The organism is Cytobacillus sp., assembly GCF_032154635.1.
Classification (GTDB): Bacteria; Bacillota; Bacilli; order Bacillales; family Cytobacillaceae; genus Cytobacillus.
In genome coordinates, this window is record NZ_JALDXW010000031.1 from 15,839 (window position 1) to 39,614 (window position 23,776).

General features: G+C 37.2%; 27 protein-coding genes. 21 read left to right on the forward strand and 6 right to left on the reverse strand.

Features of this window, described 5'->3' with window-relative positions:
- Nucleotides 1-2: 2 nt before the first annotated feature.
- The 6 genes from RUH74_RS18345 to RUH74_RS18370 all read left to right on the forward strand — a co-directional run bounded on the left by RUH74_RS18345 (nucleotide 3) and on the right by RUH74_RS18370 (nucleotide 4,585).
- Nucleotides 3-926 (forward strand): c-type cytochrome, encoded by a 924-nt coding sequence (locus tag RUH74_RS18345; protein ID WP_313802604.1) that lies wholly within the window; start codon nucleotides 3-5, stop codon nucleotides 924-926.
- 59 nt (nucleotides 927-985) lie between these two features.
- Nucleotides 986-1,687: a response regulator transcription factor gene (locus RUH74_RS18350; protein WP_313802693.1), complete on the forward strand. Its 702-nt coding sequence runs from the start codon at nucleotides 986-988 to the stop codon at nucleotides 1,685-1,687.
- Between the two features lie 137 nt (nucleotides 1,688-1,824).
- The gene (locus tag RUH74_RS18355) at nucleotides 1,825-2,283 is read left to right on the forward strand and encodes a hypothetical protein (RefSeq protein WP_313802606.1); all 459 of its coding nucleotides are present in this window, start codon (nucleotides 1,825-1,827) and stop codon (nucleotides 2,281-2,283) included.
- A 180-nt stretch (nucleotides 2,284-2,463) separates the two neighbouring features.
- The gene (locus tag RUH74_RS18360; RefSeq protein WP_313802608.1) at nucleotides 2,464-3,195 is read left to right on the forward strand and encodes an SDR family NAD(P)-dependent oxidoreductase; all 732 of its coding nucleotides are present in this window, start codon (nucleotides 2,464-2,466) and stop codon (nucleotides 3,193-3,195) included.
- Nucleotides 3,192-4,229 (forward strand): S-adenosylmethionine:tRNA ribosyltransferase-isomerase, encoded by a 1,038-nt coding sequence (locus RUH74_RS18365; protein ID WP_313802610.1) that lies wholly within the window; start codon nucleotides 3,192-3,194, stop codon nucleotides 4,227-4,229. Before RUH74_RS18360 ends, RUH74_RS18365 begins: the two co-directional genes overlap by 4 nt.
- Nucleotides 4,226-4,585, forward strand: a complete 360-nt coding sequence (locus tag RUH74_RS18370) for a VOC family protein (RefSeq protein ID WP_313802612.1) — start codon at nucleotides 4,226-4,228, stop codon at nucleotides 4,583-4,585. Before RUH74_RS18365 ends, RUH74_RS18370 begins: the two co-directional genes overlap by 4 nt.
- 131 nt (nucleotides 4,586-4,716) lie before the next feature.
- Here RUH74_RS18370 and RUH74_RS18375 read toward each other — a convergent pair whose 3' ends face one another.
- Nucleotides 4,717-6,417 (reverse strand): methyl-accepting chemotaxis protein, encoded by a 1,701-nt coding sequence (locus tag RUH74_RS18375; RefSeq protein WP_313802614.1) that lies wholly within the window; start codon nucleotides 6,415-6,417, stop codon nucleotides 4,717-4,719.
- Between the two features lie 242 nt (nucleotides 6,418-6,659).
- On the opposite strand from RUH74_RS18375, the gene RUH74_RS18380 reads away from it, so the two are divergent.
- From RUH74_RS18380 to rpmG, 4 genes are all read left to right on the forward strand, one after another.
- Entirely contained in the window at nucleotides 6,660-7,001 is a 342-nt protein-coding gene (locus RUH74_RS18380; protein WP_313802616.1) for a lmo0954 family membrane protein, read from the forward strand.
- 24 nt (nucleotides 7,002-7,025) lie between these two features.
- Nucleotides 7,026-7,673 carry a PspA/IM30 family protein gene (locus tag RUH74_RS18385; RefSeq protein WP_313802618.1) on the forward strand — a complete coding sequence of 216 codons (648 nt, stop codon included), beginning with the start codon at nucleotides 7,026-7,028 and terminating at the stop codon, nucleotides 7,671-7,673.
- 308 nt (nucleotides 7,674-7,981) lie between these two features.
- Nucleotides 7,982-9,172 carry a GTP-binding protein gene (locus RUH74_RS18390; RefSeq protein WP_313802620.1) on the forward strand — a complete coding sequence of 397 codons (1,191 nt, stop codon included), beginning with the start codon at nucleotides 7,982-7,984 and terminating at the stop codon, nucleotides 9,170-9,172.
- Nucleotides 9,173-9,188: 16 nt separating this feature from the next.
- Nucleotides 9,189-9,338, forward strand: coding sequence for a 50S ribosomal protein L33 (gene rpmG, locus RUH74_RS18395; protein WP_053478198.1), 150 nt, complete (start codon nucleotides 9,189-9,191; stop codon nucleotides 9,336-9,338).
- 207 nt (nucleotides 9,339-9,545) lie between these two features.
- Here rpmG and RUH74_RS18400 read toward each other — a convergent pair whose 3' ends face one another.
- The 4 genes from RUH74_RS18400 to RUH74_RS18415 all read right to left on the reverse strand — a co-directional run bounded on the left by RUH74_RS18400 (nucleotide 9,546) and on the right by RUH74_RS18415 (nucleotide 14,532).
- The gene (locus RUH74_RS18400) at nucleotides 9,546-10,679 is read right to left on the reverse strand and encodes a metal ABC transporter solute-binding protein, Zn/Mn family (RefSeq protein WP_313802624.1); all 1,134 of its coding nucleotides are present in this window, start codon (nucleotides 10,677-10,679) and stop codon (nucleotides 9,546-9,548) included.
- 510 nt (nucleotides 10,680-11,189) lie between these two features.
- Nucleotides 11,190-12,758: a Vga family ABC-F type ribosomal protection protein gene (locus tag RUH74_RS18405; RefSeq protein ID WP_313802626.1), complete on the reverse strand. Its 1,569-nt coding sequence runs from the start codon at nucleotides 12,756-12,758 to the stop codon at nucleotides 11,190-11,192.
- Between the two features lie 355 nt (nucleotides 12,759-13,113).
- A complete protein-coding gene (locus RUH74_RS18410; protein WP_313802628.1) occupies nucleotides 13,114-14,100 on the reverse strand; it encodes a ketoacyl-ACP synthase III in 987 nt (328 codons plus the stop codon).
- Between the two features lie 84 nt (nucleotides 14,101-14,184).
- A complete protein-coding gene (locus tag RUH74_RS18415; RefSeq protein ID WP_313802630.1) occupies nucleotides 14,185-14,532 on the reverse strand; it encodes a hypothetical protein in 348 nt (115 codons plus the stop codon).
- A gap of 275 nt (nucleotides 14,533-14,807) precedes the next feature.
- On the opposite strand from RUH74_RS18415, the gene RUH74_RS18420 reads away from it, so the two are divergent.
- Nucleotides 14,808-15,320, forward strand: coding sequence for a YbaK/EbsC family protein (locus tag RUH74_RS18420; protein WP_313802632.1), 513 nt, complete (start codon nucleotides 14,808-14,810; stop codon nucleotides 15,318-15,320).
- Nucleotides 15,321-15,407: 87 nt separating this feature from the next.
- The gene (locus tag RUH74_RS18425; RefSeq protein ID WP_313802634.1) at nucleotides 15,408-16,322 is read left to right on the forward strand and encodes a CBASS cGAMP-activated phospholipase; all 915 of its coding nucleotides are present in this window, start codon (nucleotides 15,408-15,410) and stop codon (nucleotides 16,320-16,322) included.
- A 137-nt stretch (nucleotides 16,323-16,459) separates the two neighbouring features.
- Here RUH74_RS18425 and RUH74_RS18430 read toward each other — a convergent pair whose 3' ends face one another.
- Nucleotides 16,460-17,365 (reverse strand): SDR family oxidoreductase, encoded by a 906-nt coding sequence (locus RUH74_RS18430; RefSeq protein WP_313802695.1) that lies wholly within the window; start codon nucleotides 17,363-17,365, stop codon nucleotides 16,460-16,462.
- A 153-nt stretch (nucleotides 17,366-17,518) separates the two neighbouring features.
- Between RUH74_RS18430 and RUH74_RS18435 the strand changes: the two genes are divergently transcribed.
- From RUH74_RS18435 to RUH74_RS18475, 9 genes are all read left to right on the forward strand, one after another.
- Nucleotides 17,519-18,094, forward strand: a complete 576-nt coding sequence (locus RUH74_RS18435; RefSeq protein WP_313802636.1) for a TetR/AcrR family transcriptional regulator — start codon at nucleotides 17,519-17,521, stop codon at nucleotides 18,092-18,094.
- A 69-nt stretch (nucleotides 18,095-18,163) separates the two neighbouring features.
- The gene (locus RUH74_RS18440) at nucleotides 18,164-18,511 is read left to right on the forward strand and encodes a DMT family transporter (RefSeq protein ID WP_313802639.1); all 348 of its coding nucleotides are present in this window, start codon (nucleotides 18,164-18,166) and stop codon (nucleotides 18,509-18,511) included.
- A 2-nt stretch (nucleotides 18,512-18,513) separates the two neighbouring features.
- Nucleotides 18,514-18,828, forward strand: coding sequence for a DMT family transporter (locus tag RUH74_RS18445; RefSeq protein WP_313802641.1), 315 nt, complete (start codon nucleotides 18,514-18,516; stop codon nucleotides 18,826-18,828).
- A gap of 94 nt (nucleotides 18,829-18,922) precedes the next feature.
- Entirely contained in the window at nucleotides 18,923-20,185 is a 1,263-nt protein-coding gene (locus RUH74_RS18450) for a polysaccharide deacetylase family protein (RefSeq protein WP_313802643.1), read from the forward strand.
- Nucleotides 20,186-20,326: 141 nt separating this feature from the next.
- Entirely contained in the window at nucleotides 20,327-21,082 is a 756-nt protein-coding gene (locus tag RUH74_RS18455) for a DUF2087 domain-containing protein (protein ID WP_313802645.1), read from the forward strand.
- Between the two features lie 17 nt (nucleotides 21,083-21,099).
- The gene (locus RUH74_RS18460) at nucleotides 21,100-21,456 is read left to right on the forward strand and encodes a GIY-YIG nuclease family protein (protein ID WP_313802647.1); all 357 of its coding nucleotides are present in this window, start codon (nucleotides 21,100-21,102) and stop codon (nucleotides 21,454-21,456) included.
- A 96-nt stretch (nucleotides 21,457-21,552) separates the two neighbouring features.
- Nucleotides 21,553-22,878, forward strand: coding sequence for an MATE family efflux transporter (locus RUH74_RS18465; RefSeq protein WP_313802697.1), 1,326 nt, complete (start codon nucleotides 21,553-21,555; stop codon nucleotides 22,876-22,878).
- Between the two features lie 165 nt (nucleotides 22,879-23,043).
- Entirely contained in the window at nucleotides 23,044-23,373 is a 330-nt protein-coding gene (locus tag RUH74_RS18470; protein WP_313802649.1) for a PadR family transcriptional regulator, read from the forward strand.
- Nucleotides 23,370-23,768, forward strand: coding sequence for a permease prefix domain 1-containing protein (locus tag RUH74_RS18475; RefSeq protein ID WP_313802651.1), 399 nt, complete (start codon nucleotides 23,370-23,372; stop codon nucleotides 23,766-23,768). Before RUH74_RS18470 ends, RUH74_RS18475 begins: the two co-directional genes overlap by 4 nt.
- Nucleotides 23,769-23,776: the final 8 nt, after the last annotated feature.

Genomic DNA, 23,776 nt, shown 5'->3' on the forward strand with positions numbered 1-23,776 from the left:
ATATGAGAGTGAAAAATCCGTTCATCTTACCTGTAATGGCCATCATTGTTACGATGATAGCCGGCTTTACGTATCTTTATATTTATGTAAAGGATAAGCCAGCTAAGACGGAACTTGCAAGTTCAGAGCCGAAAGCAGAAGAAATGACGAATCACCCATACGCACCGCCAAGTATGGATGAAGTGCCAGAAGGAGAAGAAGGCGAACGAATTAAGCTTGGACAGAAATATCACAATGAAACAAGCAGTGTTCTAGCCGGTTATGTAGGCAACACATTAAGTTGTGCAAGCTGCCATGCAAATGGCGGAGTTGGCGATTCTCTTGATCTAGTTGGGATCTCAAAAACTTATCCGCAATATAATCCTCGTGCGGGAAGAGAAGTAAGCCTAGAGGATCGGATTAATGGATGCTTTATAAGAAGTATGAATGGAAAGCCCCTTCCTAAAGAGGGAGAAGAAATGAAGGCAATGGTTGCTTATTATAATTATATTTCAACAAATGTTCCAGATGGTACGACTGATCGGCCATGGGCAAAGCTCAAAAAGGCTGAAGGTGATTTATCAAAAGTAAATGTAGATGAAGGAAGAGAGCTTTACCAGCAGGCATGTATCACTTGTCACGGAGAAGATGGTGCTGGTGGAGCAACAGGACTTGCACTTTGGGGAGATAATTCATACAATATTGGTGCTGGGATGGCAAGAGTTCGAACAGCAGCAGGCTACATTCAAAAATATATGCCAAAGGCGCCAGTAGGCGATTATGAAGCAGGTTCTCTTACAGAGGAACAGGCAATGAATATCGCAGCATACATCAATTCAATGGAGCGTCCTGATTTTCCAAACAAAATTCATGACTGGCCGAATGGAGATGCACCAGATGATGCAGCATATGAAACTTTAGCTGGTAAAAAGAAATCCGATGAATAGAAGATTCATAAAAAAGTTAGCTGCTAGTTTTACTGTATAAGAGAAATGTGGTGATTGTTATGGAAGATGGGAAGCTGCGAGGGAAGACGATTCTTCTAATTGATGAGAATGAAGAAAACCGGGTTGAGCTTAATTGGTATTTGTCCAAAAATGGTTTTGAGATTATCGAGGCCGAGAATGGAAAAGAAGCCAAAATGAAATTTTTAAAGTATGACCCTTGTTTTGTACTACTAGAGACAGATCTTCCTGATATGAATGGGTTGGAATTCTGTACGTGGGTTCGCAACCAGAACTCTAACAATGTGCCTATTATCATACAATCAACGAAAGGTGCTGACCAGGACAAAATACAAGGGCTTAAGATGGGGGCAGATGATTATATTGTGAAACCACTTAACCTTGAAGAGCTATTAATAAGAATAGAGACTGTCTTGAGACGAACCGTTAATCGCTGCAGTAAGCTAAGCTTTAAAGGGCTGACAATTAAGCCGATAAAAGGAATCGTAAAATTTCATGATCATGAGATCAATGTTACTCATTTTGAATATCGGCTTCTGTATCTTTTTATGACACATCCAGATCAAATATTATCAAGGGAACAAATTATTAATGAAATATATAAGAAAAATGAAAAGGTAATTAATGAAAGGACAATTGATGTCCATATTAAAAACCTTAGGGAAAAAATAGCCGGTTTTTCTGACTATCCCTACATTGTGTCTATTCGTGGCTTAGGCTATAAATTTAATATAGATTTTTAAGAATGGCAAAACGGAGGTGTTGTAAATTGAACATCTTCGTTTTTTCGTTTCATAAATGTCAGCATAATCCAGTAATCAAATCGGCAATACTAATGATAGCAGAAGTAATTAATTGAAAACGGGCAAGGAGGGCAGGAATGATCGGATTAATCCTTTTTGTTATTGCAATCAATATGTTCGTCTTTTTTATAAAGAAGAACTTGACGATGAACCAAATGGTCCACATATGGTTCTTTACAATTTCATTCCAATTAATTTTTGATGTTTTTATTAATTTAAAATATCATGGCTACTGGTATATAACGCAAGGAGTTGATTGGGAAGCCCTTCCTGCCTACACCATTTTAATCCCTCCTGTTAATATCCTTTTTTTAAATTGGTTTCCTTTTAAACGTTCCTTTATAAAAAAGTTCCTGTATATGGCGCTATGGGTAGCAGCCATATTAGTTTATGAGAGTATTGCTCAGCTTCCGCCTCCTTGGGGCTATTTCGAATATGGGTGGTGGAGGTTAGAGTATTCTGCAATCATCGACCCAATCCTTTTGCTATTATTAATAGGTTATTTTAAATGGATTCAAATAATTGAGAGGAAATAAAAAGGGAAAACGGAGCCAGTTGTCTTCGTTTTTTTATGTATTCCTAAATCAAGTCTCATTCAAAAGTAGTAGAGAGTCTCAACATAATTGAGTACCTGCATTCCATCTTGCTCCCGATGCTGTGTGAACGCTTTCTTTCTAAAATAAAGTTAACAATAATATAGAAAGCGAGAGATTGCAATGAAAAAAACACCAGTTGTAATGATTACAGGAGCATCAAAAGGTCTTGGAAGAGCGCTAACATTGGCGCTGGCTAAAGTAGGAGTACGTCTAGCTATTTGTGCAAGAGGAGAAATGATGCTTCGCAAAATAGAGAAAGAGGTACTGTCCCTAGGAGCAGAAGTAATTGCAGTTCAAGCGGATGTTGCAGATATTCGGGATGTAAACCGTTTCGTATCTATTGTAGAAGAGGGATTTGGAGGTGTCGATGTATTAATTAATAATGCATCTATTTTTGGACCCGGACCAGCACTATTATCTGATTACCCGGAACATGATTTTGCTGAAGTGCTCAGGGTCAATGTAATGAATCCTTTCCTCGTAACTAAGAGAGTTTTGCCAGGCATGCTGATTCGAAAGAAAGGGAGAATTATTAATTTGACTTCTGAAGCGGGCAAGACAGGATTTGCAGAGTGGGGCGCATATGGCATCTCTAAATTTGCAGTAGAAGGCTTAACACAAACTTGGGCAGATGAACTGCAAGATACCGGAGTCAGTGTTAGTATGGTCGATCCTGGGGAAATGAACACGGAAATGCACAGGGTTGCCGTTCCTGAATGTGATTATGAGTTAGAAGATCCTAATGAAGTAGCTAAGGTATTCGTTGCCCTTACATTAGATGAAACAATTGATTTACATGGCAAGCGATTTGAGGCTCAATCCTTTTTACAAGAGAAGAGGGATGAACGATGATGAGCACTGCGAGTTCATTCCAAGTACCCAAATATTTAAATGCACATACACCAGCAGAATATAAAGGAATTCAGCGGGATCATGTCCGTTTAATGACACTAGATTCAGTGACAGGAGATTGTTCCCATAATTATTTTAACAAGTTGGATTCTTATCTATTAGAGGGAGATTTGCTAGTCTTAAATAATAGTCGAACCATTCCGGCAGTATTGAAAGGAAAAAGGGGGAAGCAAACAATTGAAATCCGCTTATCCAGAAAATTAACGAGTAATGAATGGGAGGCTCTTATTGTCGGCGGAGTAGTCACTGTCGGGGAAAAGATTGACTTACCTGGAGGGCTGGCAGCAACAATTACTGGGATTGGTGCTGAGTCACCTTTACTCGTCCTTTCTTTTTCAAAGAACGGATTAGATTTATTAGAAATCCTCTATCAATACGGAGAGCCGCTTCATTATGAATATATCGAAACCCCTTGGCCCATAGAGATGTATCAAACAGTCTACGCTTCCGTCCCGGGATCTGTGGAAATGCCATCGGCTGGAAGAGCGTTTACTTGGCGACTTCTTAATAAGCTGAAGAAAAAAGGTGTAAATATTGCCTATTTACAGCTTCATGCCGGCTTAAGTTATTACGGGAATGACCGTTGGCCAAACCCGAATAAACATCTTGAGGAGTTTTGTATTCCAGCAGAAACAGCTGAATTGGTTAATAAAACAAGGAAAAATAACGGGCGAGTGATTGCAGTTGGAACGACTGTTGTAAGGGCACTTGAAACAGCAGTCAATGTAAATGGCAATGTAGAACCACAGAAAGGAATCACGAGCTTATATATACAAAAGGGATACCCTCTGAAGGCGGTTGCCGGTCTAATTACTGGCTTTCACGAGCCAGAAGCAAGCCATTTGGATTTGCTTTCTGCCTTTATTGATAAGGGTTTATTAATGAAAGCGTACAAAAAGGCTTTAGCTGATGGGTATTTATGGCATGAATTTGGAGATATGAATTTAATCCTGCCGATGGGTGAGAGACAATGAAGTGGCACCATGCAGGTATTCTAGTAAGTAATTTAAATGAATCCCTCCTGTTTTATAAACAGAAGTTTGGTTTTTCTTTTGAGCAATATTTGATGTTTCAGGATGAAAAAATTGTTTTTCTGAGGAATGAGGATGTACAACTTGAATTAATTGAGTCAGAGGAGAGTCCAGTACCACTACATTCTATTCACACTGCGTGGCAAGTGGAGGATATAGAGGAATGGATCAGAAAGCTGGAGATAGAAGGACTTTATCCGTCGGAAGGACCTTATAGCTTAAGAAATGGGTGGCTCACTGTCTTTTATGAAGGACCCAATCATGAGACAATCGAATTGATTCAAGTAAATAACGTTTAAATGAATCCAAAAGACAAAATAACAAAGCAGTATAAACAGAAAACCCGAACGATTACAAAACACTAAGTGAGAGTGTTGTATAATCGTTCGGATTTTTCGTTGGCTAAAATCTCTTTTTCGACATCTTTATGTTAAATCGTAAATTTCTTAATCAGTGCTTGCAGGTCATCAGCCATTTTCGTTAAATACTTGGCTGAAGATGTAATTTCGTACATAGAAGCCAGCTGTTCCTCTGTTGCTGTGGATACAGACTGGGTGCTAGATGCAGCAGTATCAGCTAATTCTGTAATGAATATCATTGATTGAACGGCTTGCTCAGCACCCGCAGCCATTTGTTGAACAGCAGATGAAACTTCTTGTATCTGATTTGTCACTTCATTTACTGATTCCTGAATGTGAATAAAGGAATTTCCGGCATTGTTTACAACTTCCATCCCTGCTATTACTTCTTTCGTTACAAATTCCATCGATTCAACAGCTTTATTTGTATCATGTTGTGTGATGGAGATAAGTTGTGAAATCTCTTGGGCAGATCGAGCAGATTGCTCTGCAAGCTTACGGACCTCATCTGCTACTACCGCAAACCCGCTACCATGCTCACCGGCCCTTGCTGCTTCAATCGCTGCATTTAAAGCTAGAAGATTTGTTTGTTCTGCAATACTAGTAATTGCTCCAATAATTTGACCGATTTCTTTTGATCGATCTCCTAACCCGCTAACGACTCTAGCTAAATCGTTGACAGTTCCGTTAATCGAATTCATTTGTTGAACGGCTGTTTTAATTGCTTGTACCCCCTCAGTGGCTTGGTCAGAAGCCTCAACTGCTGTGAGCGTAACATTTTGCGCATTAACAGCAATTTGCTGTACGCCATTTGATATCTCAGTGATTGTTTGGGAAGTATCTTCCACACTTTGCACTTGCTTATCAACGTTTGCAGCCATTTGGTGCATAGTAGCAGTAATTTGTTCTGTAGCAAAATTTGTTTGTTCAGCACTTGCGGTTAATTCATCGGAAGAAGCAGCGACTTGCTTTGAACCAGTATGGACTTGATGAATTATTTCTCGAATATTATTCTTCATGAGAATTAAGGTAGCTGATAAATCTCCAATTTCATCTTTATTTTTAATTTGAATATCTTCATTTGATAGATCTCCGTCAGCCATTTTCTTTGCAGCATGAATTAAGATAGAAATGGGTTTTGTTTTCCTTCTTATCAGCCAAATCGTGATGATGCTGGCAATAGCCATTGGAAAAAGACCAAGAATAAAGCTGCCTTTAACAGAATCCCATGTTCTTTCGGAAACAATTTTGGCATTAAAGTCAATCGCATTTAAGGCGATTATTTCTTTATTTGGGTCGTGGTCCTTAAATATAGGTGCATATCCAGTTATCCGTTTCATCCCTCCATATTCGTAAATTTCCGAATAATATGGATGCCTTGTTTCCTTGATTATCCCTAATGCTTTCCTATCAATATAGAAGTCATCGCCTGCTTTAAATCCTTGATCCTGCAAATTTTTATCTGCAGCTAAAATTGTACCATCCAGGTGTAACACGTATTGGCTTTCAAAAATTTGTTTATGTTCAGTTGTCCACTTTAAGGTTTCTTGTAATTCCCTTAACTTTCTATCATTGCCTCCCATGATATCTTCAAGATCATTAGAATTAATCAGACCGGTGGTAATATTCGCACAGCCAACAGCTTCAATGCCTGCAGCTTCGTATGTGTGTTCATAACTTACTAAGTAGTTGGATACAGAAGTAATAATCATTGAAATGAAAATAACAAAAATGATCATTCTGCCAAGCTGCCATGTGATGGTTTTTTTCATAAAATACTTCTCCTCTAGTAGATTAGTTGGGATAAAAGGCCTACACGATTCCTATTTTACTATAAAAAAGTTGTTAAATGTTGGGAAATTTATAAATATTGGAAATATATATTGATTACAGCTATTTTTTGGGCTTACTCTCTCTAAGTCTCGAGGCTGAGTTGAAAATAAAGCGCAAGCTCGTTATAAGAAATCGAGAATAAAGGTAAGATGAGATCAAGATAAGGAAAGGGGATTACAAAATGAAAAAATTTGGTTTGTTATTAATCGGCGGAATTTCAGCGATGATACTGCTTTCTACCATTGGTCCTATGATTGGGTTCCTAGTAAGTATTGCGCTTCTATATTTCATCTTTAAACAATTTTTAAAGACAGATTCAACAGGAGGGAAAATTGGATTAGGCATTGTCGGTTTCTTTATTCTACTGGCATCGATTCATAATGCACCTGCAATTATCGGAGTTGTAGCGGCATACGTCCTGTATCTTGTTTATAAAAAATGGAATGAGAACAAACAGGTGATTGTTAAAGAAACAGACCCATTTGTCAATTTTGAAAAGCAATGGAATGACATCAACAATTAATTGGATTAAAGGAGAGAACGTTTCATGACGAATTTATTTACAAAAATTAAAAATACAATAAAAGCCGATTTCAACGAAGCGCTTGAAAGCAAAGAGAATCGAAATCCAATTACTTTGCTTAATCAATATCTTCGTGAATGTGAACAAGCAACAGAAAAGGCAAAAAAACTTGTCGATCGTCAATATCAGCTAAAGGATGAGTTTGAAAGAGAGCTAGCAGAGGCGGAAGGGTTTGCTAAGAAAAGAGAGTATCAAGCAGAAATTGCTTCAAAAGCAGGTGAAACAGAGCTCTATCAATTTGCCTCCGCTGAGCATCAGTATTACTCAGAACGTGCAGAACGATTAAGAATTTCCCAAAAACACATCTATGGACAGCTAGAAGAATTAGAAGGAAAATATGAAGAAATGAAGCGCAAGCTTAAAGACATGCATATTCGTAGAATGGAGTTAATGGGACGTGAAAATGTTACCCGAGCTAATCACCAAATAAACAAAGTATTGGATTCGTATTCTTATTCCGATAAGCCATATTCTCGATTTCAAGAAATAGAAAACTATCTTGAGCGTTTAGAGGATCAAGTAAATAGAGCTTTTCACAGCAACTCCATTGATGCGAGGGTAGCTCAATTGGAAAATGAGATGAGAATGAGTGAAGGTAAACTTCATTCTTAATTGAATAGCCTGAGAAAAGAATTAAAAAATACTATGTTAAGAGTCAAAGGACTTAAATCCTTTGACTTTTTTATTAAATTATTTAAAAAGGACTCTTGTTTTTTGGATAAGGAGATGGTATTGTAACAAGTGCGAGTTATAATCGTAATTATTACGATTTGATCCAAGAATAAAGTGCTAGACCTTTTGAAATTTTTCAAAGTGAGGTGAGAACGTACGGTTGTTATTTGGGAACTACACTAAAGCTGCTATCGATTATTTTTTTATTATGTAAATCGTAATGATTTTGATTAAGGAGAATGCAATTTATGAAAAAGATACCAGTAACAGTATTAAGCGGGTATTTAGGATCGGGAAAAACGACTTTACTCAATCACATCTTGCAAAATAAAGAAGATAAGAAAGTCGCTGTTATTGTTAACGATATGAGTGAAATTAACATCGATGCTTCTTTAGTAAAACAGGGAGGGTTTAGAAGAACAGAAGAGAAACTTGTAGAAATGCAAAATGGCTGTATATGCTGCACACTTAGGGAGGATTTGATTAAAGAGGTAGAAAAGCTTGCTTCTTTAGGCGACATTGATTACATCGTAATCGAGTCAACGGGTATTAGTGAACCAGTTCCTGTGGCGCAAACCTTCACATATGTGGATGAGAATCTAGGAATTGATTTATCGTCATTATGCAGATTGGATACGATGGTAACTGTTGTTGATGCCAATCGTTTCTGGAATGATTTTTCTTCTGGTGAAAGCTTGTTAGATCGTATGGAAGCGACAGATGAAACAGATACGAGAGAGGTTGTAGATTTACTTATAGACCAAATTGAATTTGCTAATGTGATTTTGTTAAATAAAATTGACTTGGTAGAACAAGAGGATATTCTTGAATTAAAAGCTGTTCTGCAAAAGTTAAATCCTGAAGCACGTATATTTGAAACGGATCATGCACAGATTTCTCTTGATCGTGTTCTTGATACAAAATTATTCGATTTTGACAAAGCAAGCCAAAGTGCAGGATGGATAAAGGAGTTAAATAGTGAACATATTCCGGAGACTGAGGAATATGGCATTTCTTCCTTTGTATTTCGGAGGAGACTGCCATTTCATCCAGAGCGATTAATGAAATGGTTAGAGGATTGGCCAGTAGATGTTGTTCGGGCGAAAGGTTTTATCTGGATAGCGACACGAAATAATATAGCGGCTCTTCTCTCACAGGCGGGGCCTTCCATTACTCTGCAAGGTGTTGGTGAATGGATAGCAGCCTATCCAGAAGAGGAGAGGGAACAAGTATTAACCGAAGAACCAGAGTTGCTGGAGAATTGGCATGAGGTATATGGAGACCGGATGACTGAGCTTGTTTTGATAGGGGTTGATATGAACCGCGATGAAGTTGAACACGCCTTAGAGAAATGTCTCCTTACCGAAGATGAGCTATTAGAGGATTGGTCCACGTTTAAGGATCCATTGCCACCATTTGTAATAGAAGAAACAGTATAAATAGGAGGGATGAAAAATGAGAGTGAAAATTACATTGGCTTGTACTGAAACTGGAGATAGAAACTATATTACAACAAAAAATAAGCGTACAAATCCTGACAGAATAGAACTGAAAAAGTATTGTCCGCGCTTAAAGAGACATACTTTACACCGCGAAACAAAATAGTGCTTATTTTTTATGGGTAAGCATTTAAATACTTAATCCTTTTGGTTATTTAATTATTCTCATAGAGTATTTTTATTATATTTCCGGCTGACACTATTCAGCCGGATTTTTATATTTTAATAAATAGATTATCCTAATAAGGAGAGCCATAGATAAAAGGGCTTCTGTTGAAGCCCTTTTTTTATGCATCTGATCACCTTCACTACCTTAATTATTTAATGCCTTTTCAAGTGTCTTTATATTTTTTTCCATAAGAGTAAAGTAGTCTTCATTTTTAGTAATATCTTCTTCTGTAATAGATTCTAAATTATGCAACGTGAGTGTTTCAGCTCCAAGTTCAGTTCGAATGATTTCTGCAACTTTTGAAGTGACATTTTGATCAAAAATTACATATTTGATTTTATGTTCTTTGGATAGTTCTATAATACTTTGCAATTGCTTCTGTGAAGGCTCTTGAGTGGGAGAAAGGCCTGAAATGGGCAATTGTTCAATCCCGTAGCGATCTTCCCAATAGCCATACGCAGCATGTGATACTAAAATTTCTTTAGAAGATGCTTGTTTAATCGTATCAACAAATTTTTGATCCAAATTTTCAAGTTTTTGCTTTAACTCACTAAAATTCTCCTCAAATTCTTCTTTATTCTCTGGAGATAGCTCGATTAATGTATTTTTAATATTTTCAGCAAGCTGAATGGACCTGATTGGATCAAGCCAAACATGGGGATCAAATTCTCCATGGTGATGGTGGTGCTCATCTTCGCCATCAGCATGCTCATGGTTGTGACCTTCATCGCCATCGACATGCTCATGATCGTGACCTTCATCGCCATCAGTATGTTCATGGTCGTGACCTTCATCGCCATCAGTATGTTCATGATCGTGACCTTCATCGCCATCAGTATGTTCATGATTGTGACCTTCATCGCTATCAGCATGTTCATGTTCGTGGTCATGAGTATTTTTCAGCAAATCTATTCCATCAGCGGCTTTAATGATTTTTACCTCTTCTTTCTCTAAGGTTATAGCTGCATTATCAGCAAATCCTTCTACACCTGCACCAGTATAAATAAATAAATCGGCATCAGCAATTTCTATCATTGTTTTTGTAGTTGGTTCGTATGAATGGGCGTCTACATTTGGAGGATAGACACTTTTCACTTTGACTTTATCACCGCCTATTAAACTTGTGAAATTCTCGAGTGGAAAAATGGTGGTGTATACACTCAATTTTTCTTTATGATTTTCTTCTGCTTTTTTATTATCAACCTTTGCACCAGAGCAGCCGCTTAGCACTACTGCCCCAGTGAGCATCAAAGTAAGAAAGGTAGATTTTAATGTCATTAAAATAACATCTCCTTGTAAAGTATGATTAGTTACTAGCCAAGTAAAAATGTGAAAAATATTCTTGTTTATTCTATCTTGAACCCTCCTTGAAAAAATTTTAAGTACAATGTAATGAACTTTATGTACTTATAAAATCTTTAAACAGATTGGCTGTGAATAAAGATTCTTTTCTAACTGCTGTTAACTGGCGGCCTAAATTAAACGAAAAAACCCAAAAATGAGATATAAATAGTAATGATTACGATTTACATTCTACAAGATTATTTTTCATTTGTAAACTTAAATATCTAATTTATAAAATTTTGAACATACGGGACAAGAAGGTATATAAGTCTTAAAGGATATGTGTGAAATGGGGAGGAAGGAATCTAAACACATCCAGTCAAAATAAAGATTTGTATAAAACTTGATTTATCTCTAAGGGAAATAGAGTGGATTGTTATTTTTAATTGGTCAAAGTAGGTAAATGAAAAAACGGCAATTCGATTTCTGCCGTTTTTGTTATTTTTATTTATTTAGGTTTCGTTTTTCAGCTAAAAGCCGTTGAAACGCTAATTCCAGCTCATCTGAAGGTTCAATACTAAGACGGCTCAGCACTTCTGTTATTCTAGTTTCTAATAGCAGCAACTGATCCTCTTTCGTATCGCGTGTTTCTTTCGGTGTATAGTTCTTGTATTGCTCGTATGTCCCATCAAATACCTGGATTTCTTGGTTGTTAATCGCTAAAATTCGTGTGGCAATGCTTTCGATAAATTGCCGATCATGAGAAACAAAAATGACGGTTCCTTCATATTCCCGCAAGAGAGATTCGAGTGCTTCTACTGATGGGATGTCGAGAAAGTTTGTTGGTTCGTCTAATATAATTGTATTAATTTCACTAACAAATAATTTAGCGAAAGCTACTTTTACTCGTTCCCCTCCGCTTAAAACGCCAACAGGCTTATAGACATCCTCTCTGAAAAAATGCAGCCTCGCCAGGACTGTCCGTATGAATGTCTCATCTTGTATCGAGGTTGTGCTGACATTATCCAGTATTGATTTTTCCGTATTTAAAATATCGATATTTTGGCTAAAGTAGCCAATTTTCATCGAAGGGGAGATCGATATCCCTTCATTCTGCTTCAATATTTTTTTTACAAGCGTTGTTTTTCCGCAGCCGTTCGCCCCGATGATGGCGAGCTTATCTCCTCCACGCACATGAAAGCTGGCAGATTTCCAAAGCAATCTCTTACCGATCGAACATTGCATATCTTCTGCCCGCAGCACAATTCGTCCTTTAAAGGTTTCTTCGTTAGGTAAATTCATTTTTATGACAGGCGCTTCTTTAACTTTTTCAACTTTCTCCAGCTTTTCTAAACGAGTTTCAATTGCCTTAGCCGTTTTTTGCAGTTTCTTTTGCTTTTTGGCGAAGTAAGGCTTGGCACCAGTAATGCTTGCCTCGGAGGAACTTACATTCTTTGGCGTTTTCGTCGCTCTGTCTGCCTTTTTCTCTTTTAAAATTAATGCTTCTTCAAGCTGTTTTTTCTTCCTTTCATACGATTCATAAGCTTGCTTTTGCTGGTGCAGCTCTAATTCCTTCTGCTTCATGTAATCGGAGTAGTTGCCCGTGTATACCTTCACTTTTCCTTCATTAAGCTCCCAAATGGACGTACATAAAGCATCTAAAAATGCACGGTCATGTGAAACAAGAACAAGTGCGCTGAAGGATTTTTTGAATTTCTTTTCCAGCCATTCAATGTGACTTGTATCCAAATTTGTTGTTGGCTCATCTGCCAGTAAAATAGCAGGGCTTTTTGCGAGTGCGGCATTAATATATTCCTGTGTAACTTCCCCACCGCTTTTTGTCGTATCCGTTCTTTTTAGCTGCGGCAAAAGCTCGCATAGGCCGTTTGTTGTGAGTGTTCCTTGATCAGGAGCAGTTTTTCCTGCTAAAACCTCTAATAAGGTTGTTTTTCCACAGCCGTTCCTGCCAACCAGGCCAATTCGATCATGTTTTTGAATTTGTAATTTATCTATATCTAATAATAAGCGGTCTTTAATAAATAATTTGATATGGTTTGCCTCTAATAGCAACATACAATCATCCCCATTTCATCAAGTGCTTGGAGACAAAAAAATGCCTCCTATCTGCATTCAGAATAGGAGGCATAGAGGTGCACAAAGAGACTGCTCCCTTTGAAGGACCAACTATAGAAACCTAATCCTATTCTGAAAACCTCGATTGAAGACAGCAAGAAATAGAGCAGAAATCTGCTAACTAAAACAGTCTTCAATTGATTGCTTTCGAAAAATAGGATTAGAACTTCATCTAATTGGGTCACCCTTTCATTTTTTAGTTATTATCACAATATACAATTAACTGGTATTTGTCAATTGGATTATAATAATTTTTAGGAATATATGTATATCGTCTAATTCAATTTGTTAATCATTAATATTTAAATAACATCGTAATAAATTCGTGGCCCCCGCCGATTGTCCAAAAAAGGATATGATCGCCACGTTTAATTCTGCCAGATTCAATTCCCTCATAAAGGGCAATAAATGGACTACTTGTTCCTGTATAGCCATATCGGTCACCCACATACATTATTTTTTGATCAGGAATGCTAAAATGTTCTTGGATTTTTAAAATATTTGAAAGAGCGAATTGTGATAAACAAAAACTATCAATATCTTCAATTTTTAAGTGGTTGCGTTCTAATAGTATTTTGATTTTTTCATATGTAAAGGGCAAGGATACACTTCCATCAAATGGATACCATTTCATGTAATCAATCGATCCTTCTCCTTTAATAGTCTGTGATAAACCCTTTTCAGGATAAAGAATATTGTCTCGATAAGTAGAATCTACTTCATAGATTGCATCAATAAATCCTGTGTTTTCTTCGGTCTTCTCCAGGATTACGGCACAAGCCGCATCTCCAAAATTAGCATATGTAATTTCCTCTTCAGGATTAGCAATAAGTGAGAAATTATCTGAACCTATAATTAGGGCAGTATGTACATGTGGATTTGATAGCATATAACGTGAAGCTTGCTCGATTGAAATGGTCATTCCAGCACAATTTGCGTTTGTATCCATTACAATTGCATCTCTCTTGCCGTTAATAGAATGGTGAACATACATAGCATTTGTGGGCACAGTTTTCTCTGGAACTTGAGTTGAAAAAATAATCATATCAATATCTGTTCCAGTTAACCCAGCCTTTTCTAATACACGCTTGGAAGCTTCTGTTGCCATTGTTATACCATTCTCGTTGTTATTCTCAATAAGGAATCTTTCATTACGTCCCATAACATCCAAAAAATGTGTAATATCTCTGCCTATTTGTTGAAAATGGTCAATATAGTAGTCGTTCTTAACAATTTTACTAGGGTGATAAACCTCAATTGCATTGATTTTAATGTTTGTCATAACGTCTCCTAAGGAATGTCCTATTATTATTATATTAATAAAATGAGTAAGACTACAAAAAGCCTTACTCATTTACTTACCGTATTAATTTTCAATAACCTCTACATTATTTAATCCGGTATTGCGTGCCAAACGGCTTAGTTGCATTTTTAAGACCGCACTCTTTTTAATTTCAATAACTATTTTCTTGAACCCAGAGCTTTGATAAAGGCGAAAGCAGTTTTCAAGATCAGGGATCATTTCTTGTGTAACTAAATTTAAATCTCGGCAATCGAATTGAAGTATAAATTCGTCAGCCTTAATAGCACTTGTTTTACTTTGGTATTCGTTAATAAATTCTTGTGCCTTTTCAGGTGTAAAACTTCCACTAACCGTCATGTCGATCGTTTTTTTTCCTGTGTTTACATTCATCGAATAAGATCCTGTTGCCATAATAGATCAAACACTTCCTTTATTAAATGGTTATTTACAATTAAATTTAGATAGTTCTATCAAAAAATTATTATATCAGAAAATTATGGGTTATAAGTGAAAAATTGGTGAAAACTTAATATATTAATGATTTATTTTTTCAATCCACTCAGAGTTGTTATACTATGAAAAAGAAAAACGTACGCTGATGTCGTTTAGTTCCAAATCACTCCTGTTGCTTCAACGCGATAAATAGTGGTAATATTTTGCATAATATAAGGAAGGAGTGGATGAAGATGTCGTTCGAAAGTGTAAGAGCTCATTTGAAAAAATGGAATCGTGAAATGGATATTATGGAGTTTGACACATCAAGTGCAACCGTTGATTTGGCAGCTGAAGCCATAGGTGTTATTCCTGCACGTATTGCAAAGACACTGTCATTTAGAGGAGAAGAGGATAAAGCCATTCTAGTTGTTGCTGCTGGGGATGCAAAGGTTGATAATAAAAAGTTTCGCCAGGCTTTCCAAATGAAAGCGCGTATGCTTTCTGCAGATGAGGTAGTGGAACAGACGGGGCATATGATTGGCGGTGTCTGTCCGTTTGGGTTGGTGAAAGATCTTGACATCTATTTAGATGTCTCTATGAAACGTTTTGAAACTCTATTTCCTGCTTGTGGAAGTACCAACTCGGCCATTGAGCTAACTTGTGATGAAATATTTGAATTTTCCTCTGCTAAAGAATGGGTGGATGTTTGTAAAGGTTGGGAGGATACGGACTCCGAAAATAAAATAAAATATTCCCAAGTATAACAAGTATGCATAAACGATTCTTTTTATGCTAAAGTTTTGTGAGTTAGGGAACAGTATGGTGGAAGACATACTATCAAGGTGGAAAAGATGAAAATGCTTTGCATTGACGGCGGTGGAATCCGAGGGGTATTTGCCGTAGCTATTTTACAGGCAATAGAGGAAGAGTGTAAATATCAGATAAGTGATTTATTCGATGTGGTGGCTGGAACGAGTACAGGTGCAATTATTGCCACATCTGTCGTATTGAGAAAGAGAATGAGCGAAGTGATGGATAGCTATCAATTATTTGGAAAGAAGATTTTTGTACGGCAGGCGAAGGTTGGTCTATTTAAAAGTATTTATAGCGACCACTATTTACGACGCTTTTTCCGGAAGGCATTTGGTGAAAGGGCGCTTGCAGACATAAAAAAGCCACTGCTGATCCCGGCGGTAGATGTAACAAATGGGAAGCCCTTTATTCATCGATCGAACTACGGACATACAGAGAATGATGATTTATCGATTAAGCTGTGGGATGCAGTTCTCTCGTCCTGTTCTGCACCGGTCTTTTTTCCGCCGAACAATATAAATAATCAGTATTTGTCTATTGACGGGGGATTATGGGCAAATAACCCATCACTTGTTTGTGTGACAGAGGCACTTCATCAATTAAAAAGGGATATAAGTGAAATAGAGATATTTTCTATTGGTACAGGTCTGCAGCACATTGATTTTTCCATTGGGAAGGATAAATACTGGGGTGCCAAGCACTGGCTCCCATTTCATTTCCCCTCTATGAAGATGACACCAAAGCTACTAGATTTGGCCCTGCAATTGTCATCCGAATCTGTTACGTATTATTGTCAGCATCTGCTTGGCAGTAACTATTTTCGTTTAAATGAGGAGCTTGGGAGAGAAATGCCCTTTGATGAAGTAGAATTTATGGATGAACTAATTGAGTTAGGGAAACAGGTTTTTCTGAATAAAAAAGAAGATGTAATGAATTTTTTGAGTAAAAAATAGCCTGACTCCCATAAATAAATGCGGGAACCAGTCTATTTTTATTGTACCTTTTTACCTGTCAAAATTAAGGTGGATGGAAGAAAAATTCCTCATATTAAAAATATATCGAGTAAGATATCTGAAAAACAATGGGGAATTTAGGAACTCACCATTGTCCCGCCATTTACATGAATTACCTGCCCGGAAACATAGCTTGAATCTTCGGATGCTAAATACACGTAGGCGGGGGCAAGCTCGAATGGCTGGCCGGCTCTTTTCATTGGGGTATCCAGTCCAAACTTCATAACCTCTTTTTCAGAAAATGTGGCAGGAATGAGCGGCGTCCATATAGGGCCCGGCGCAACAGCATTTACACGAATCTGCTGTTTTTCAAGAGAAAGGGACAATGAACGTGTAAATGCTATAATGGCTCCCTTTGTTGCTGAATAATCGATTAGTTTCTTATTTCCTTCATAAGCGGTTATGGAAGCTGTATTAATAATGGAGCTGCCAGCTTTTAGATGTGGAAGTACAGCTTTCGTTAAGTAAAAGAATGAAAAAATATTTGTTTGAAATGTTTGCTCCAGCTGCTCTTTAGTAATTTCGAGTATGCTTTTTCTCACATATTGAATGGCATGATTATTGATTAGGATATCAATTCTTCTAAATACCTTTAATGTTTGTTGAACAACTTGCTGTGACATCTTCTCTTCCTTTAAATCACCTGAAATAAGGAGGCATTCTCCGCCAAGCTCTTTAATTCTTATTTCGGTTTCCCGAGCATCTTTATGCTCATTTAAATAAACAATAACGACCTTAGCCCCTTCTTTGACAAAAGCATAGGCTACTGCACGGCCGATCCCGCTGTCTCCGCCCGTTATAATAGCAACTTTTCCTTTGAGTTTTCCTGAGCCCTTATAAGCTGGTTTCTCCGAAATGGGTCTTGGAACCATTAAATATTCAAGTCCTGGCTGAGTATCCTGATGCTGAGGCGGAAAGGCAATAGGTTGATCCTTACATACTTTCTGGTATCCATAATTGGAAGATGGGTACAATTTATACACTCCTCTAAACTTTATCATTTTATCGTATTCTTAGAAGTTCCCTAAAGTGCCCATTTGAAACTTCATAAAAAAGACATTGCGTTTTGACAACATGTATTATTTTCTATAAAATGAATGAAAGTCAGTCATTTATTTTGAAAGGACAAAAAAAACATGAATAAAAAAGAAAAGATTGTTCATGCTGCGATTGAAGTTTTTCGTGAAAAAGGCATTGAGAAAACGAAAATTTCCGATATCGTAAAAATAGCAAATATTGCACAAGGTACGTTTTACTTGTATTTCCCATCTAAGCTTTCCGTCATGCCGGCAATTGCAGAAGTAATGGTTGAGAAAACGATTGCGGCGGTAAAAAATGAAGTACAAGAGGATGCCTCATTTTCTGTAAAGCTTGCCCAAGTAGTTGATGCCATATTTAAGATCACATGTGATTACCGGGAAGTTCTTGCGTTAATCTATGCAGGTATGGGATCAACGGAACATATTAAAGAATGGGAAACCGTATATGAACCTTTTTATTCTTGGATTAGCCAGTTTCTAAAAGAGGCAAAGGCTTCAGGGGTGATCCGTCATTCGATTCATGTCGAGCGTACGGCAAAACTATTCATCGGCTTAGTAGAATCGGCAGCTGAGCAGGTTTACTTATATGATTCAAAACAGGATGATCAAGCCTCTATCCAGAAAGCGGAAGTTTTAGAATTTCTAAAGCATGGATTAGGTATTCAAGAATAGTAAAAATGTAAAGTAATATTTTATTGTTTAAAAATGAATGACAGTCAGTCATCGAGAGGCAGGGATAAAATGAACAAAGCATGGATGTATGTCTTTTTAACTTGTTTATTTGAATTAATTTGGGTGTATGGATTTAATGTTGCCGAGACTTGGTGGCAATGGGTGATTATTATTGGAATCATCTTGATTGATTTCCACTTCCTCCCAAAAGCATGTGAAAGTCTTCCAACGGGGACTGTTTATGCAGTATTTGCTGGAGTAGGAACAATTGGAACAGCATTAATGGATATTTTCCTTTTTGGTGGCAGCTTTAGTGCAGGGAAGTTTCTTTTTATCGCTATTTTAGTAACAGGAGTTATTGGGTTAAATCTAGCTGATAACAAAGAAGAGGAAACAGTATCGAAAGGAGTGGCTTAAGTATGGGCTGGCTGTTTGTCATTTGTGCTGCAGTAAGTGAAATTATTGGTGTACTAGGGCTAAAATTATATAGCCAGAACAAAACAATTAAAAATGGATTCATTTATTTAGGGGGATTTGGTGCCTCTTTTGCATTTTTATATACTTCATTCAACTATTTACAGTTAAGTATCGCCTATGCTGTGTGGATTGGAATTGGAACAGCAGGAGCGGTCCTGTTAAATATGGTGTTCTTTGGGGAATCTAAAAATAAGCTAAGGATTGCAAGTGTAATCCTTATCGTTATCGGTGTAACGGGCTTGAAGGCATTATCCTAACATTTCTTCAGAACTGATTCTAAGCATTCTTGCAACTTTTAATTGAATATTTCCGACTGATAAGAAGAAATAACTTTTAAGGGGGCATAGAACCTTGAATAAAAAAAGCATACTTGTTATTTGCATGTTACTGATTCTATTAAGTGCTTGTCATGCGGATAACTCGGCTTCATCTGAGCAATTGCAGCAGAGGGAAGATGGACTGCAGCCGAAAGAAGACCATCAGGCTTTCGATTTGCTTAATCGTGTCATGGAAAAAGCGCAAAGCGGAATGACCTTAGGCAGTCCTTACAATGTACTGGACAGCAACATAGATGAAGTAAAAGCTGAATGGGGTAAGCCGGACAATGAGGATCAAGCAGGCAAGGGGTTCTATGCTACTTATCAAAGTAAAAGCTTTGCGTATGGATTTAATAAGTCAGGGAATATATTCGATGTTCGTTCCTATGCTAAGGAACTTAATGAAATTACGTCAGCGCAAATAGAAGATTGTTTTGGTCAGCCTGACCAATTGAGGGAAATGGATAAGGAAGAAATTTATGTATATAAATTAGACCAGGAAATCGAACTGAAGTTCATTATTCCAAAAGGTGAAAAAGGTGTTCATCATCTTTCAGTGATGAATTCAGAACGAGCCAAGGCTGAGTATCTTCTTAATATTAAAGGGGAATCCAATCAGCTGTCTGCATCGGCATGGGAAAGCATGAAGGAATGGCGACAACAAATGGTTTCATTTGCTCGTGAGCATAAAAATGTATATTTAAATGGTCCAAATAAAAAACAAGTTGCTTTAACCTTTGATGATGGCCCAGATGGGAAAGTAACACCAGCCATTATTGATCTATTGAATAAATATAAGGTAAAAGGGAACTTCTTTTTTCTCGGAAGTCATGTGGAAGCACATCCGCAAGTTGTGAAAAAGGCATATAACAGTGGTCATTTAGTTTTGAGTCATAGCTATAATCATGTTGAATTACCGAAATTAACAGCGAAAGAAATTAAAATAGAAATTGAGCGAGCTGGACATTCGATTAAATCGGTTATTGGAAAAGAGCCTGCCATTATCCGAACGCCGTATGGTGAGACGAATAAACAAGTTGTAGAGATAGCGCAGCAGGAAGGATATTCGGTTGTCCTTTGGTCCATAGACACGCTTGATTGGTCACAAAAAGAGGCGAGCAATATTGTTAATAATGTTATGAATGATGTTAGAAATGGTGATATTATCCTCATGCATTCAGATTCAAAGAAGACAGAAGCAGCCACGGCGTTGTCTGATTTAATAGAAGGGCTGCAGGAAAAGGGCTTTGAAATGGTAGACTTAGAAACATTATTAAATATTAAAGCTTATCAATAAAAGAATCTGGCACTTAGCCAGATTCTTTTTTATGGCCAAACCATCAACTCGCATAGATATCTACTCAGTTTGTTTGACAATAAACAAACAAAAATATATAATGTCTAATATAATACAAACAGTTAAGGGTTGTGACTACAAATGAGTTTATCTGAAACCTTTTGGAATGCCTCAATTGAGGAATTGAAACAAGGCTATGTTGAGCAAGATCGTCATTACATGTGTCTAATATGCGGAAAAACTACAGAGAAAGGGATCGTTTATCAGGCAGAGGATGTTTTCTACGAAGCGGGAAGGTATATGTCTCTTCATATAGAAGCTGAACATGGCTCTGTTTTTGAGTACCTGATTGATCTTGATAAAAAGCTTACAGGATTGACAGATCATCAAAATCGCCTTCTTCGCCTTTTTTTTGAGGGTAAAAGTGATGCCGAAGTGCAGAAGGAAATGGGAATTGGCAGTGCATCGACGATTCGAAACCACCGCTTTGTTTTAAAAGAAAAAGAGCGTCAGGCAAAGCTATTTTTGACATTGATGGAGCTTTTAAAAGAAAAGGACAATCATAAACCAGCATTCATTGATATTCATACAACAGCAAGAATGGTCGATGACCGATATAATGTGACGAAGGAGGAGAATGATGAAATACTGCAAAAGTTTTTTCCTGAAGGAACAAGTGGACAACTGAAATCTTTTCCGCCGAAGGAAAAACAAAGACTAGTCGTTCTTCGTGCAATTGCCAATCGTTTCAAAAGTGAAAAGATATATGGAGAAAAGGAAGTTAATCAACTATTGAATAATGCTTTCCATGATTATGTACTATTAAGACGTTATCTAATCGAATACGGCTTTTTAGATCGGAAAGCAGATGGCAGTGAATATTGGCTTAAAAAATAATCGGGAGGAAAGAGAATATGGATAGAAAAAAGGAACTAAAGCAGCAATTTAAAGAAATTAAAATTGAAGCAGGGATCTTTCAAATTAAAAATATAAAGAATGATAAGGTTTTTATCGGAAGTACACGAAATTTTAAAACATTGAATGGAACAAAATTTGCTTTAGAAAATGGTTCTTATTCCAATAAAATGCTCCAAAAAGAATGGAGTGAATATGGAAAAGATGCATTTGAAATAGAAATAGTAGAGATTTTAAAAGCAAAAGATGATCCCTATTATAATGAGAAGGAAGAATTAGAGAAACTGGAAGAAAAGTGGCTGAATCAGCTTCAGCCATATGGAGAACGCGGGTATCATCAGGAGAAGACCCGCTAAAAGGAGAAATGAAAGTTGGAACCGCAGCAAAGTATAAAAGATGAAAATCCTAAGTCTAGAGGACAAGGAACGAGCAGTTTGCCAGTATGGCGTTCGATGCTTATATTCCTGATCCCTCTAATTCTCAGCAATATCTTGCAATCTGTTAGTCAATTATTTGGCATGGTCATTGTCGGACGTTGGTTAGGCGTGAATGAATTGGCAGCCATCTCAGCCTTTTTTCCTTTATTCTTTCTGCTTATATCTTTTGCTATCGGGATCGGATCAGGCAGTGCAATCCTGATAGGCCAGGCTTTTGGAGCAAGAAATGATGAAAAGCTTAAAGCTGTAGTAGGGACAACATTAACATTTACATTCATTATAGGTGTCGTGCTTGCCATCCTTGGGGGTATCTTTGCCATGGATATTCTTCGCTTAATTGGTACACCAGTAAACATTTTAGATAGTAGTGTCCATTATGCACAAATTTTATTTTGGTCATTGCCAGTATTGTTTTTGTATTCCGTATACACGACTTTTATGCGGGGGACAGGAGACTCGAAAACGCCATTTTATTTCCTAATTGTCAGTACGGTTCTTAATATTATCTTATTGCCGCCATTAGTGTTCGGCTGGTTTGGTGTTCCGCAGCTCGGTTTATATGGAGCAGCCTACGCCTCCTTCCTATCGACCATCATCACTTTTGTTGTCATGCTTTTTTATTTACACAAAATGAAGCATCCGCTGAAACTGGATGCTACCATTCGAAAATATCTTAGAATGGATAAAGACTTGCTTAAATTACTCTTGCGCCTAGGTATTCCATCCAGTATTAGTATGATTTTACTGTCACTCTCTGAAATTGCAGTGATCACGTTTGTTAACCGATATGGATCGGAAGCAACAGCTGCTTACGGCGTAGTGAATCAAGTGGCGAGTTATGTACAAATGCCTGCAATCAGTTTAAGCATTACTGTTTCTGTATTTGCTGCACAGGCTATTGGCGGGAGTCAATTCGAGCGATTACAGCAGGTCATTCGAACAGGGGTCTTCTTTAATTATGTAATCAGCGGGGGATTAATTATACTTATCTACGTTTTCTCAGAAAATATACTCTCGCTATTTATTACAAGTAAAGAAACAATTGAAATGGCGAATAGCTTGATTATGATTACATTATGGAGTTATGTGATTATCGGACATGCACATATTCTAAATTCGACGATGCGGGCGAGCGGAACGGTCCTTTGGCCGACCGTTTTAAGTATTATTCCGATTTGGCTGATCGAGGTTCCTGTTGCGTATTGGCTATCCGGTTATACAAATCTTGGCATCAAAGGAATATGGTTCGGCTATCCTGCTGCATTCATCGTGACCTTTGCGTTCGTGTATTCTTATTACCGCTGGGCATGGAAGAAAAAACAAATTGTTCGTCTAATCTAAAGCTGAAAAGGAACATTTCCTAGAAGAAGGAGATGTTCCTTTTGTTTTTTTACAAAAAAATCAAAAAAAGCTAAAAAAGGGATAAAAATTACTTTGACAGATAGAGTAATTTCGGTTAACATTACTCTATCAGATAGAATAGTGAATGTACAAGGGTGTGTCAAAATGATTAGAAGTGATATTATTCGCGGACATTTGGATTCGATTATTTTGCGCTTGATTTACGAAGAGGATCGTTATGGGTATGAAATTTCAAAGGAAATCAGTTCACGCACAGACAATCGATTTCAGATAAAGGAAGCTACTTTATATGCAGTGTTCCAGCGTCTTGAGAAAAAGGAGCTAATTGAATCTTACATGGGAGAGGTTTCCCAAGGAGGTAAGAGAAAGTATTACAGCATTACTACGCTGGGAAGGGCTTACTTGCATGAAATGGTGAAAGAGTGGAAGGAAGTAAGGGGAATCATTGATTTATTTATGGAGGGATTAAAGTGAAAAAGCTAAAGAATCATGTAGAAGAACTGTTTAAGGATATACCCGAAAGTGAGCAAAAAAAGGCAATTAAGCAAGAGGTTTTGGAAAATCTTGAAGAAAAGGTCTGGGATTTAATAGCGAGTGGGAAAGAAGAGGAAGATGCAATTAATAAAGCAATTGTCGAATTTGGTGATATTGAAGACTTAAAAAAAGAACTCGGTGTCAAGCAACCGATAAAGAAGAATATGACGAAGTTAAATTTAGGCTATTCTATATGGGGAAGTGCACTAATCATTGCATTATTTCTTTTTATTAATTTTTATTATTCTCCTGATGTCATCTGGTTTGTTTATCCGACGTTTGCTGTATTATGGTGGCCGTTAACGATGTACTTTAAGTGGCAGCGTTCTAAATAAGGGGTGAA

Bases quoted from the DNA above. Each gene is read 5' to 3' on its own strand.
- RUH74_RS18345 (WP_313802604.1), top strand. From the start codon at position 3: ATGAGAGTGAAAAATCCGTTCATCTTACCTGTAATGGCCATCATTGTT.
- RUH74_RS18350 (WP_313802693.1), top strand. From the start codon at position 986: ATGGAAGATGGGAAGCTGCGAGGGAAGACGATTCTTCTAATTGATGAG.
- RUH74_RS18355 (WP_313802606.1), top strand. From the start codon at position 1,825: ATGATCGGATTAATCCTTTTTGTTATTGCAATCAATATGTTCGTCTTT.
- RUH74_RS18360 (WP_313802608.1), top strand. From the start codon at position 2,464: ATGAAAAAAACACCAGTTGTAATGATTACAGGAGCATCAAAAGGTCTT.
- RUH74_RS18365 (WP_313802610.1), top strand. From the start codon at position 3,192: ATGATGAGCACTGCGAGTTCATTCCAAGTACCCAAATATTTAAATGCA.
- RUH74_RS18370 (WP_313802612.1), top strand. From the start codon at position 4,226: ATGAAGTGGCACCATGCAGGTATTCTAGTAAGTAATTTAAATGAATCC.
- RUH74_RS18375 (WP_313802614.1), bottom strand. From the start codon at position 6,417: ATGAAAAAAACCATCACATGGCAGCTTGGCAGAATGATCATTTTTGTT.
- RUH74_RS18380 (WP_313802616.1), top strand. From the start codon at position 6,660: ATGAAAAAATTTGGTTTGTTATTAATCGGCGGAATTTCAGCGATGATA.
- RUH74_RS18385 (WP_313802618.1), top strand. From the start codon at position 7,026: ATGACGAATTTATTTACAAAAATTAAAAATACAATAAAAGCCGATTTC.
- RUH74_RS18390 (WP_313802620.1), top strand. From the start codon at position 7,982: ATGAAAAAGATACCAGTAACAGTATTAAGCGGGTATTTAGGATCGGGA.
- rpmG (WP_053478198.1), top strand. From the start codon at position 9,189: ATGAGAGTGAAAATTACATTGGCTTGTACTGAAACTGGAGATAGAAAC.
- RUH74_RS18400 (WP_313802624.1), bottom strand. From the start codon at position 10,679: ATGACATTAAAATCTACCTTTCTTACTTTGATGCTCACTGGGGCAGTA.
- RUH74_RS18405 (WP_313802626.1), bottom strand. From the start codon at position 12,758: ATGTTGCTATTAGAGGCAAACCATATCAAATTATTTATTAAAGACCGC.
- RUH74_RS18410 (WP_313802628.1), bottom strand. From the start codon at position 14,100: ATGACAAACATTAAAATCAATGCAATTGAGGTTTATCACCCTAGTAAA.
- RUH74_RS18415 (WP_313802630.1), bottom strand. From the start codon at position 14,532: ATGGCAACAGGATCTTATTCGATGAATGTAAACACAGGAAAAAAAACG.
- RUH74_RS18420 (WP_313802632.1), top strand. From the start codon at position 14,808: ATGTCGTTCGAAAGTGTAAGAGCTCATTTGAAAAAATGGAATCGTGAA.
- RUH74_RS18425 (WP_313802634.1), top strand. From the start codon at position 15,408: ATGAAAATGCTTTGCATTGACGGCGGTGGAATCCGAGGGGTATTTGCC.
- RUH74_RS18435 (WP_313802636.1), top strand. From the start codon at position 17,519: ATGAATAAAAAAGAAAAGATTGTTCATGCTGCGATTGAAGTTTTTCGT.
- RUH74_RS18440 (WP_313802639.1), top strand. From the start codon at position 18,164: ATGAACAAAGCATGGATGTATGTCTTTTTAACTTGTTTATTTGAATTA.
- RUH74_RS18445 (WP_313802641.1), top strand. From the start codon at position 18,514: ATGGGCTGGCTGTTTGTCATTTGTGCTGCAGTAAGTGAAATTATTGGT.
- RUH74_RS18455 (WP_313802645.1), top strand. From the start codon at position 20,327: ATGAGTTTATCTGAAACCTTTTGGAATGCCTCAATTGAGGAATTGAAA.
- RUH74_RS18460 (WP_313802647.1), top strand. From the start codon at position 21,100: ATGGATAGAAAAAAGGAACTAAAGCAGCAATTTAAAGAAATTAAAATT.
- RUH74_RS18465 (WP_313802697.1), top strand. From the start codon at position 21,553: ATGCTTATATTCCTGATCCCTCTAATTCTCAGCAATATCTTGCAATCT.
- RUH74_RS18470 (WP_313802649.1), top strand. From the start codon at position 23,044: ATGATTAGAAGTGATATTATTCGCGGACATTTGGATTCGATTATTTTG.